This window comes from Microbacterium sp. BR1, assembly GCF_002812725.1.
Lineage (GTDB): Bacteria > Actinomycetota > Actinomycetes > Actinomycetales > Microbacteriaceae > Microbacterium.
Map to the genome: position 1 here is coordinate 422,296 of NZ_NMUN01000002.1, position 10,665 is coordinate 432,960.

The 10,665-nt window shown below is 66.6% G+C and carries 9 protein-coding genes; 7 read left to right on the forward strand and 2 right to left on the reverse strand.

Features of this window, described 5'->3' with window-relative positions:
- Positions 1 to 20: 20 nt before the first annotated feature.
- Positions 21 to 1,232, reverse strand: coding sequence for an FCD domain-containing protein (locus tag CGU35_RS18500; RefSeq protein ID WP_232711114.1), 1,212 nt, complete (start codon positions 1,230 to 1,232; stop codon positions 21 to 23).
- Between the two features lie 178 nt (positions 1,233 to 1,410).
- Here CGU35_RS18500 and CGU35_RS02680 point away from each other — a divergent pair, with 178 nt between their 5' ends.
- The 3 genes from CGU35_RS02680 to CGU35_RS02690 are packed head-to-tail and all read left to right on the forward strand — an operon-like array spanning position 1,411 to position 6,368.
- Positions 1,411 to 3,588 carry an alpha-ketoacid dehydrogenase subunit alpha/beta gene (locus CGU35_RS02680; RefSeq protein ID WP_036301784.1) on the forward strand — a complete coding sequence of 726 codons (2,178 nt, stop codon included), beginning with the start codon at positions 1,411 to 1,413 and terminating at the stop codon, positions 3,586 to 3,588.
- 2 nt (positions 3,589 to 3,590) lie between these two features.
- A complete protein-coding gene (locus tag CGU35_RS02685) occupies positions 3,591 to 4,958 on the forward strand; it encodes a dihydrolipoamide acetyltransferase family protein (RefSeq protein WP_100810046.1) in 1,368 nt (455 codons plus the stop codon).
- A gap of 27 nt (positions 4,959 to 4,985) precedes the next feature.
- Positions 4,986 to 6,368, forward strand: coding sequence for an aldehyde dehydrogenase family protein (locus CGU35_RS02690; protein WP_036301794.1), 1,383 nt, complete (start codon positions 4,986 to 4,988; stop codon positions 6,366 to 6,368).
- Between the two features lie 7 nt (positions 6,369 to 6,375).
- Here the strand turns inward: CGU35_RS02690 and CGU35_RS02695 are convergent, their stop codons facing one another.
- Positions 6,376 to 6,867, reverse strand: a complete 492-nt coding sequence (locus CGU35_RS02695; protein ID WP_100810047.1) for a LysR substrate-binding domain-containing protein — start codon at positions 6,865 to 6,867, stop codon at positions 6,376 to 6,378.
- Between the two features lie 280 nt (positions 6,868 to 7,147).
- On the opposite strand from CGU35_RS02695, the gene CGU35_RS02700 reads away from it, so the two are divergent.
- The 4 genes from CGU35_RS02700 to CGU35_RS02715 are packed head-to-tail and all read left to right on the forward strand — an operon-like array spanning position 7,148 to position 10,564.
- The gene (locus CGU35_RS02700; protein WP_232711122.1) at positions 7,148 to 8,224 is read left to right on the forward strand and encodes an ABC transporter substrate-binding protein; all 1,077 of its coding nucleotides are present in this window, start codon (positions 7,148 to 7,150) and stop codon (positions 8,222 to 8,224) included.
- A 51-nt stretch (positions 8,225 to 8,275) separates the two neighbouring features.
- Entirely contained in the window at positions 8,276 to 8,971 is a 696-nt protein-coding gene (locus CGU35_RS02705; RefSeq protein WP_036298210.1) for an ABC transporter ATP-binding protein, read from the forward strand.
- Positions 8,958 to 9,683 carry an ABC transporter ATP-binding protein gene (locus tag CGU35_RS02710; protein WP_036298212.1) on the forward strand — a complete coding sequence of 242 codons (726 nt, stop codon included), beginning with the start codon at positions 8,958 to 8,960 and terminating at the stop codon, positions 9,681 to 9,683. Before CGU35_RS02705 ends, CGU35_RS02710 begins: the two co-directional genes overlap by 14 nt.
- Complete coding sequence (locus CGU35_RS02715; RefSeq protein ID WP_036298214.1) at positions 9,680 to 10,564, forward strand: branched-chain amino acid ABC transporter permease; 885 nt, start codon at positions 9,680 to 9,682, stop codon at positions 10,562 to 10,564. The genes CGU35_RS02710 and CGU35_RS02715 overlap by 4 nt, the downstream gene beginning before the upstream one ends.
- The last annotated feature ends 101 nt before the right edge of the window (positions 10,565 to 10,665 follow it).

Sequence of the window (10,665 nt, forward strand, 5' to 3'; positions counted from 1 at the left end):
ACGCCCGCCCGTCGCCATGCTCAGCCGAATACTTCGGGGTGCCGCGAGAGTTCGAGCCGGCTGCGGCGGATGTGTCGAGCGAGGACCTGTTCGGCTTCGTCGGCGTCACCGTTGCGGATCGCGTTGACGATGAGGTGATGGTCGTGGTGGACGCTGCGGTCCTCCTCGAGGTAGAACAGGCGCGTCGCGGCCCGCCGGTAGTGCTGCGTTCGATTCCAGAGGTTCATGACCGTCGGGCCGAGGACGGGTGTCTCGATCGCTTTCAGGCTTGACAGGTGGAAGTCGCGGTCGAGCTGAAGGAACCTCTCGACATCGGTGGATTGCTCCATGGAGCGCGCGAGGGCCTCGAGGTCGTCGCCCAGCGCGGACGTGATGTGGGGGACGTTCATGCGCAGAAGAAGCGGCTCGAGGCGTTCTCGCATCTGATACATCTCTTCGCACTCCGCCATCGTGATGCGCGAGATCCATGCTCCCGTGTTCGCGACGAGGTCGATCAACCCCTCGGCTTCGAGCGTGCGGAGAGCCTCGCGCACCGGCAGGCGACTTGCGCCGTGTTCTTCGGCGATTTCGTCGGGTCGCAGTCTCTCGCCGGGCACGTAGGCGCCAGCGAGGATCCTCTCGCGCAGACTGTCGGCGATGGCTGCGCCGGTTGCGCCGTGGCTCATGCGGCGGGCATCTTTCTCGGTCCTCATAGTTGCGGGTATGCCGGATGCCAGAGCAGGCGTGCGGACGAGTTTTTTTCGTATGCCTTTACCCGCGGGGAAGCTCACGAGTTCGAACTGGAGGCCCCAGGGGCTGCGGAAATAGATCCAGCGCTGCCCTTCGGCGGACTGCTTGCTCGCGGTGGGATTCCCCATGACGTCGACCCCCTTACTGCGAAGATACTCGACCGCCACGTCGAGGTCGTCGACGTAGAGGGCGATGTGGAACCCGCCGATATCACTGTTGCGCGGTTGCGGATTCTGCCCGTCGGCCGGTTCGTAGAGGAAGACCTCGAAGTTCGCCCCGTGACCGAGGCGGTAGAAGCGGATCTCGCTGATGACGGTGCGGGGGTGGACGCCGAGATGCGTGAGCATCCAGTCGTCGTCGCTCGACCGTTTGGCGCCGAGCCGATAGATCTCATCGCAGCCGAGCACATCGACGAGGAACGCGTGCGCCTCATCGAGGTCGGGCACGGTGAAGCCGATGTGATCCGTTCCCCGCAGGCCGGGTATGCCGTTGCCAACGCTCATCAGGACCTCCGTGTCATCATCTTCACATCCCCGCCCATCGTCGAATTGTATCCGATAGCAAGGAACTGTCCGCGATTTTGAGGATATGGCTGCTTCTTGTGCTTGCATTGGATCAAATCCTCCTCTAACCTGCACAGGTCGGGGATGTCCCGGGTCGTTCGAGGGAGTTGAGGCGAGGATGCCGAAGAAGAAGCGCCTACAAACCGGTGTGGACTGGTACGAGCTCACGACGACCCAGGCCGACTGGGATGCCGCTGGCCCGGCCCTGCTCGGCACGATGCTCGCGCAGATGCATCTGATCCGCGCGTTCGAAGAGACCGTGCTCGAGCTGGCGGGCGAAGGCTTGGTGCATGGCCCGGCGCACTCCAGCATCGGCCAAGAGGGCGGCGCGGTCGGGTCCATCGTCGGGCTGCGCTCCGCGGATGGCGTGAACGGCTCGCACCGAGGTCATCACCAGTTCCTGGCCAAGGCGCTGACCCACGTCTCGGGCGGTGTGATCGATCCCGCCGAGCCGGTCAACGACGTGATCCAAGAGGTGCTGCAACGCACGCTCGCCGAGATCCTCGGCCTCGCGCAGGGATACTGCCGCGGTCGCGGCGGATCCATGCACCTGCAGTGGTTCGAGGCAGGTGCGCTCGGAACGAACGCCATCGTCGGCGGCGGAGCGCCCATGGCAACCGGCAACGCCTGGGCCCAGAAGCACAGCGGCACGTCAGACCTCACCATCAACTATCTCGGCGACGGCGCCGCGCAGATCGGGTCCGTGCTCGAGTCGATGAATCTCGCCGCGGCCTGGAAGCTCCCCGTGTCGTTCTTTATCGAGAACAACCTCTACGCCGTGTCGACGCGCGCTGACGAGATTACGGCCGACACGCGCTTCTCGGTGCGTGGGCAGGGATTCGGTATCCCCTCGTGGCGCGTCGACGGCATGGACCCCCTCGCCGTCTACCTGGCGACGCAAGAGGCGGCCGCCGTAATGCGCTCGGGCGGTGGCCCGACGGTCATCGAGGCCGAGGTGTATCGGTTCTTCCATCAGAACGGTCCCTACCCGGGCAGCGCGTTCGGCTACCGCACCAAGGACGAAGAGGCGACATGGCGTGCGCGCGATCCTCTCGAGCTGGTGGCGAAACGGATGCGTGAGCGCGGGCTGATCGACGATGCACAGGTGGCGGACCTGCGCACCCGCGTCCAGTCCGCGATGTCCGACGCCGTCGGTGAGCTGCTGCAGCCCGACCCGGACAACGCCGGCAAACGCCGCATCAAGCCCGAGCTGTGGCCCGAGACGAGCTTCGTCAACGTGGGCGTCCGGGGCGACGGCCAGGAGCTTGCCAGCCTGACGACCCTCGGCGCGGTTGGAGAGACCCGCGCGCTGAAGTTCGTCGACGCGGTGGCCCAGGTGATGGATCGCCGCATGGATGTCGACCCGCGGATCGTGGTGATGGGCGAAGACGTCCACCGCCTGAACGGCGGCACCAACGGCGCGACCAAGGGCCTGGCGAAGCGCTACGGCGACGAGCGCGTCCTGGGCACGCCCATCAGCGAGAACGCGTTCACCGGCCTCGCCGCGGGCCTCGCGCTCGACGGTCGCTTCCGACCGGTCGTCGAGTTCATGTACCCCGACTTCATGTGGGTGGCGGCCGACCAGGTGTTCAACCAGATCGGCAAGGCGCGCCACATGTTCGGCGGAGACAACCCCGTCCCGCTCGTCCTGCGCACCAAGGTCGCGATCGGCTCCGGCTACGGGTCGCAGCACCTGATGGATCCGGCGGGCATCTTCGCCACCAGCCCCGGCTGGCGCATCGTCGCCGCATCGAACGCGACGGACTACGTCGGTCTGATGAACGCCGCCCTCGCCCTCGAAGACCCGGTGCTCGTGATCGAGCACGTCGATCTGTACGGACGGGCAGACCAGGTGCCCGTCGGCGACCTCGACTACATCATTCCCCCGGGAAGCGCGGCCATCGTGCGCGAGGGCCGCGACGTCACGGTCATCAGCTACCTGTCGATGGTCCACGACGCCGCCGAGGCGATCGAGCAGACCGGCGTGGATGCCGAGCTCATCGACCTGCGCTGGCTCGACCGTGCCTCGATCGACTGGGACACGATCGGCAACAGCATCAAGAAGACGAACGCGGTGCTCATCGTCGAGCAGGGCGCGCAGGGCACGTCGTACGGCGCGTGGCTCTCGGACGAGATCCAGCGTCGGTTCTTCGACTGGCTTGATCAGCCGATCGCCCGCGTCACCGGGCAAGAGGCTTCCCCGAGCATTTCGAAGGTTCTCGAGCGGGCCGCGATCGCCCGCACGCCCGAGGTCGTCGCCGGTCTCGAGGCCGTGCGCGCAGGATTGGGAGGCTGATCATGGCTGACGTCATCCGGATGCCGGAGGTGTTGGCCGGCGCGACCGAGGCCGCGATCCAGACCTGGCTCGTCTCGGCGGGAAGTTCCGTCACGGTGGGCCAGCCGCTGGCCGAGATCGAAACCGACAAGGCGATCGTGGAGTTCTCTGCCGAACAGGCCGGCACGGTCGGTCGTGTCCTCGTCGCCGAGGGCGACAGCGTGTTGGTGGGCGAGCCGATCATCGTGCTGCTGGCCGACGGCGAGGGCGAGACTGCCATCGCGCTCGCGCTCGCCGCGGCGGGCGTCACTGCCGGAGCTGCCGCTTCCGCCGAACCCGAACCCGAGCCTGAGCCCGCCGCACAGACGGCCGCCCCGGTGGAAGAGAACGACGCGACGGCTGCTCAGGCAGCCGAGGCGCCGACACCGACGCCCGTGGACCCGAGTGACGCGACAGCACCTGACTCGGGCCGTCGCCTGTTTGCCAGCCCCCTCGTGCGCCGCCTTGCCGCCGATGCAGGCGTCGAGATTACGGATGTGAGGGGGAGTGGGCCGCACGGACGTATCGTTCGCCGCGATCTCGAACGCCACCTCGCTGCAGCACCCGTGACGGCACCCGCCGCAGCACCCGCCGCAGCGCCCGCAGCGCAGCCGACGGCGGCTCCGGCCACCACACCGACTCCCGCCGCATCCGCATCCACCGCGGGCGCGTCCTTCGTCGACGTTCCCCTCGATCGCATGCGCAAGGCGATCGCCCGGCGCCTGACCGAGAGCAAGTCGACGGTGCCACACTTCTACCTCGTGGCCGACTGTCGCGTCGATGCGCTGCTCGAGCTGCGCCGGACGGCTAATGAGAGCGCGCCGCGCAAGATCTCGGTGAACGACTTCGTGCTGAAGGCCGTCGCCGCGGCCCTGGTCGAGGTTCCCGAGGCCAACGCGATCTGGAACGGTGACAGCATCCGTCACTTCTCGTCGGTCGACATCTCGGTCGCCGTCGCAACCGAGGGTGGGCTGACGACCCCCGTCCTTCGGGGCGTCGAGACCCAGTCCCTCAGCCAGGTCAGCGCAACCGTCGCCGAGATGGCCGGTCGCGCACGAGAGGGCCGCCTGAAGCAGAACGAACTCGAGGGGGGCAGCTTCTCGGTGTCGAACCTCGGAATGTTCGGAACGAGCGAGTTCTCGGCGATCCTCAATCCGCCCCAGTCCGGAATCCTCGCGGTGGGCGCCGCCCGGGCGGTGCCCGTCGTGGACGACGCGGGCCAGCTCGGCGTGGGCCAGGTCATGACCGTGACACTGTCGGCCGACCACCGGGTTCTGGACGGTGCCGTCGCTGCCACGTGGCTCGCCGCGTTCCAACGTCGGATCGAGAATCCGCTCACGATCCTCATCTGATCCGTCCGTCCCAGAAACCAGGAGACCATGGCTGTCATTCGCAGTATCAATCCGTCGTCGGGCGCCGAACTCGCCGCGTTCGAAGAGGACTCGGACGAGTTTGTCGAGAGTCGCATCGCGGCAGCATCCGCCGCGGTTCCCCTGCTCGCCGAGCTCGGTTTCGCGGGTCGCGCAGAGCGGATGCGTGCCGCCGCGGACCTCCTCGAGTCGGAGGCGGACGAGGTCGCGGCCGTCATCACCGCCGAGATGGGCAAGCCGATTGCGCAGGCTCGTGCCGAGGTCGCGAAGTCCGCCTATGCGATGCGCTTCTACGCGGACAACGCGGAGAAGTTCTTGACGGGCCGGGAGCTCGACGACCCGGCCGCGGTTTCTGCGTCGTCCGCGCGCACGAGCTTCGAGCCGATGGGTGTTGTGCTCGCCGTCATGCCCTGGAACTATCCGGTCTGGCAGGTCGTGCGCTTCGCGGCCCCCGCCCTGATGGCGGGAAACGCAGGCTTGCTCAAGCACGCGTCCAACGTTCCCCAGGTCGCCGTCTACATAGGCGAGCTCTTCGCGCGCGCCGACTTCCCGCAGGGCGCGTTCTCGACGCTCCTCATCGCGGCTCGACGAGTCGAGGCGGTCATCCGCGATCCGCGCATCGCTGCCGTCACGCTGACTGGCTCCGAGGCTGCGGGTCGCTCCGTGGGTGCGGCGGCGGGAAGCGTGCTGAAGAAGGCCGTGCTCGAACTCGGCGGTTCCGACCCGTTCATCGTCATGCCATCCGCACGGCTCGATGCCGCGGTCGAGACCGCGGTCAGGGCCCGGACGAGCAACAACGGCCAAGCGTGTATCAACGCCAAGCGCTTCATCATCCACGAAGACGTATATGACCAGTTCTCGGCGCTCTTCGCCGAGCGCATGGCGGCGCTCGTCATCGGTGACCCTGCCGATGATCTGACCGAGATCGGACCCCTCGCGACGGAGTCGGGGCTGCGTGAGCTCGAGGAGCTCGTGGAGGACGCTCGAGTCAAGGGGGCATCGGTCGTCACGGGCGGGCGCCGGAATGATGTCGCCGGGGGCTGGTATTACACCCCGACGGTCATCGCGGACATCACCACAGACATGCGCCTGTACGAGGAAGAAGCCTTCGGCCCCGTGGCCTCGATGTACAAGGTGGCATCCCTTGACGAGGCACTGTCGGTCGCCAACGACAGCCCGTTCGGGCTCGGGTCGGCGTTCTGGAGCACAGATGCCGACGAGATCGCCCGCGCGGAGCGCGGTCTAGAAAGCGGCGCGGTGTTCGTCAACGGCATGACGATCTCCTACCCGGAGCTGCCTTTCGGTGGCATCAAGCGCTCGGGCTTCGGGCGTGAACTCTCGGTCGAAGGTATTCGGGAGTTCTGCAATCTGAAGACCATCTGGGTCGCGTGAGCCCGGCTCAGCCCTGAGTACCCGCGCTGCGGCACGCATCCACGTACAACTGCCGCAGCGGGCGTGTGATGTGGGGTCCCACCGCGAGGAATGACGGCAGGTAGAGCGCGGGCTCGACGGGAAGCGTCACCATACCTTCGTAGGAGTGCTCCGCCTCGTATCCCTCGAAAACGGGGGTCCACATCGGCGTTCGGCTCGTGGCGAGTTCGGCGAACGTCGATTCGATTCCCGAGAAGGGGATGCCGGGGGTGAGGACACGACCCGAGCCGGCCAACGCTGCGTTCAGCAGGTCGTGCAAGGCCGGGTTGGCGGACCTCTCGACGATCGCGACGGGGGTCGCGGCTAGCTCGGGGAGGGTGGCGAAGGCACGTTCGGCCAACGGGTGGTGGTCGGGGAGGGCGGCCACGATCCTCTCGTCCCACACATGAGACGTCCACAGGGCGTCGCTCCTGATCTCGCCGCGGATGATGGCGGCGTCGAGCGAACCGTCCAGGAGCATCGTCGTTCGCCGGGCGGGAAATGGAGAACGGGGTGCGTTGGGAGCGGCTCGCGATGGGCCGCCAGGATGACGTGGACGCCCTGCTCGTGACCTATCAGCCGGGCGCCTCCAGCTCGCTCGAAGGCAAACTGATGCGCCACCCGGGGTCCGAGTATGCCTACATGCTCGAGGGTGAGCTCACCCTGCAGCTGGAGTTCGACACCTCGCCGGCTGCAGCGGAGGTTCCGGCGGCAACAACGCCGCGCCCGACGCCTCGGGCGAACTGTGCGCAGACGGCACGATCACGCTCGGCTCTGCCAAGGCGCTCAGCGGGGGGTTCGCGTTCTACGACACGGCTGGCTCGAACGCCGAAGAGCTCGCCGTCGAACAGATCAACGCCGAGGGCGGAATCAACGGCTGCGAAATCGAGCTCGTCACACAGGACACCAAATCCGACCCCGCCGTCGGCAGGCAGGTCGCCAGCGAGTTGATCGCCGCAGGCGCCGAGGTGCTCCTTCCGCCCAACCAAGGGGGCCTCGGCACGCCGGCTGCGTTGGTCGCCCAGAAAGAGGGAATCTTCAGCATGGCGGGGAGTTCCGAAGATGACTACGCGCCGGGCGTCGGAGCGCTCTTCGCCACCGGCGGGAGCATGGCGAGCCTCAACGGCAAGACCGCGGCGGCATTCGCGAAGGAGCAGGGGTACGACTCGGTCTACTACGTCACCAACGACGCCTATCCGTACTTCACCATCGTCGAGCGTCTCTTCCGCGAAGATGCGGGGGACGATATGGACGACCTGGGCAGCTCGGTCCTCAAGTCGGGTCAGACCGACTTCTCGGCGGTCATCAGCGATATCAAGCGCTCGGTCGGCGAAGCCGACAACCCGATGATCCTGCTCGCCACCCAGTACCCCGACGCACCAACGATGATCGCCCAGCTTCGAAAGGCTGGAGTCGAGACCCCCGTGGTGGGTAACGCGACGTGGGCGACGCGCAACATCGTCGACGCGCTGGACGGTCACACGGACAATGTCTTCTACACCGCCGGCGCCTACACCGAAGGCGAGGACGTCAGCGAAGCTGCTCAGGCGTACGTCGAGAAGTACAAGGAGAAGACGGGCACCTACCCGGAGAACCACCAGGCCGTCGAGTCGTACTGGTCGATGTGGGCACTGTTCGACGCGATCAAGACCGCGAACTCCACGGACGGAGCGGCCATCGAGAAGGCCCTGTTCGCTCAGAAAGACGTCGAACTGCCGATGCGCACGGTCTACGAGTGGAAGGACGGCCACATCCTCGGCAGCAACGTCGTCGTGGGATTCACGCCGGAGGGTGCTTTCGAGCAGGTTGGCTCGTACAACCTCACTGACGGGGAGTGATCGACGTTGTCCGCTGACGCCCACGCGGTCGTCTCGGCGCGGGGAGTGGGGATGTCGTTCGGGCGGCTCAAGGCCCTGTCGGGCGTCTCGATCGATCTCGCGCAGGGCGTCTGCACCGGCCTGATCGGTCCCAACGGGTCCGGCAAGAGCACCTTCGTGAACTGCCTGTCCGGCTTGCTACACGCCACAGAAGGATCGATCGCCTTTGAGGGCAAGGACGTCACGAGGTTCTCGATGCGGGCGCGGGCGCAAGCGGGGCTGGCCCGGAACTTTCAGAACCTCCGGTTGTTCGAGGATCTGACCGTTCGCGAGAACATCGCCATGTCTGCCCGGCTGGCCGGTGGCTGGCGCCGAGGCTCGGAAGCGATCGTCCAGGACATCGCCCGCACTTTCGGCCTCGAGCACGACGTGGACGCCCGCGTCGGTGACCTCTCTTGGGGTCACCGACGTCGGGTCGAACTCGCCAGGGTCCTCAACGGCGAGCCTCGGTACGTCCTGCTGGATGAGCCCGGGGCCGGTCTTGACCTGTCCGAACGGCAGCGACTGCCCGGGATTATCGCGGATCTTACGTCGCGCGGGGTCGGAACTCTGGTGGTCGACCACGACATGGCCCTCATCGCGCGGGTCTGCTCGCGGGTGCTCGTTCTTCGCCAGGGCCAATTGATTTTCGACGGAACCCCGGCCGCAGCGTTCAAGGACGCGCAAGTGCTGGAGTGCTATCTGGGAGAGCGACATGCCAGTGCTTGAAGCAACGGATCTGATTGCCGGCTACGGATCGGGAGACACCGTTCTCCACGGCGTGAGCCTGACTCTCGGCGCCGGACAGGTCACCGCGCTGACGGGCGTGAACGGCGCGGGAAAAACGACACTCGCATCCGCTGTGGCGGGGAGAGTCATCCCGTCTTCGGGAAAAGTTACCTTCCAGGGGGCGGACATCACGAAGATGCCCGTCCAGGAACGCTGTCGGCTCGGAATCGTGCTCTGCCCGCAGGGACGCGAGGTGTTCCCGAGCCTTTCGGCCGCCGAGAACGTCCGCATGGGCGCGCTCACGCGTCCCGCTTCGGCTCGCAAGGCTGCCGTGGAGGACGTATTCGAGCTGATCCCTGCGCTCGCGGCGTTTCGTAACAGCCGGGCGGGTTCGCTTTCGGGCGGCCAACAGCAGATCGTCGCGATCGGGCGCGCTCTCGCGGCCGCGCCGCAGGTGTTGATTGTGGACGAGCCGTCGATGGGTCTTGCGCCAGCAATCGTGGATTCGGTGTACGAGATCCTCGGTGCGCTCACAGAGAACGGTGTGTCGCTCCTGGTCATCGAGGAGTCACCTCTGCGGCTCGTGGACTTGGCCGACCACGTCGTTGTCATGCGCGGCGGTGAGATCGTCATGTCTGGGGGAGCGGAGATGCTCCAGGACGAACGGGTTCTCACCGCCGCGCTCCTTGGCGAGGAGGCGATGGCAGAGTGATTCAGTTCTTACAGGCCGTGTTCGACGGTCTCTCCCAGGGCGGGGTGTATGCCGTCCTCGCGGTCGGTGTTGCCGTCGTGAGCGCGGTCATGTCCTTCCCGAACTTCGCGCATGGCTGGCTCGTCATGTGGGCCGCATCGATCACGGTAAGCCTCACGGCAGCCATACCCCTCCTGCCGGCGCTCCTGATCGCGACGGCCATCGTCGTGGTGATCGCGGTGGTTGGAGGGCGGCTGACGTTCCTCGTTGGCAGTCCGGCCGGAAGCGAGGTCCTCATGCTGAAGTCGCTCGCTTTCGGACTCGTGCTGCAGGCGGCCGCGGTCCTGTTCTTCGGTGACGCACCGCGGCTTTACCCTGCCCCGGATTGGTTCGGCGGAGTGATAGTCCTCGGCGATCTGAGAATCAGCGCCGCGAGCCTGACGAGCCTGAGCGTCGCGCTGGTTGCACTTGGCGGGGTTCTCATCCTCCTGCGCGCGACAGATCTGGGCCTGAAGATGCGCGCGACGGCACAGAGTATGTCGACCGCCGCCCTGGTCGGCGTGCGCACCCGACGTGTCGTCACCACGGCTCTCGTGATCGCGGGCGTACTGGCCTGCATCGCATCCTTCCTCTGGTACGCAAAGGCTGGCAGCGTCACCCCCCGGTCTGGCCTCGAGATCACGATGGTTGCATTCGTTGCGCTCGTCCTCGGGGGGCTGCGCAACATCGGCGGCGCCGTGCTGGGCGGGCTGCTGCTCGGACTCGTGGACTCGTTCATGGCCGCATATCTGCCCAGTGACGTTCAGGGCCTCACGCGCGCCCTCACGTACACCCTGCTGATCGCGGTTTTGCTGCTGCGACCGGACGGACTCCTTCAACGCAAGGTGGTGCCCACGAAATGAGCAGATCACGAATGTTCTTCCCCGACAGGGTGCAGACCTCGCGGGGATACGCCAGCGCGGTCGGCGGGCCGACGGCAAATCTTCACTTCGTTTCGTTGGTT

What these genes read in the sequence shown, in the direction of transcription:
- CGU35_RS18500 (WP_232711114.1), bottom strand. Translation starts at nt 1,232, where the DNA reads ATGAGCGTTGGCAACGGCATACCCGGCCTGCGGGGAACGGATCACATC.
- CGU35_RS02680 (WP_036301784.1), top strand. Translation starts at nt 1,411, where the DNA reads ATGCCGAAGAAGAAGCGCCTACAAACCGGTGTGGACTGGTACGAGCTC.
- CGU35_RS02685 (WP_100810046.1), top strand. Translation starts at nt 3,591, where the DNA reads ATGGCTGACGTCATCCGGATGCCGGAGGTGTTGGCCGGCGCGACCGAG.
- CGU35_RS02695 (WP_100810047.1), bottom strand. Translation starts at nt 6,867, where the DNA reads ATGCTCCTGGACGGTTCGCTCGACGCCGCCATCATCCGCGGCGAGATC.
- CGU35_RS02705 (WP_036298210.1), top strand. Translation starts at nt 8,276, where the DNA reads ATGTCGTTCGGGCGGCTCAAGGCCCTGTCGGGCGTCTCGATCGATCTC.
- CGU35_RS02710 (WP_036298212.1), top strand. Translation starts at nt 8,958, where the DNA reads ATGCCAGTGCTTGAAGCAACGGATCTGATTGCCGGCTACGGATCGGGA.
- CGU35_RS02690 (WP_036301794.1), top strand. Translation starts at nt 4,986, where the DNA reads ATGGCTGTCATTCGCAGTATCAATCCGTCGTCGGGCGCCGAACTCGCC.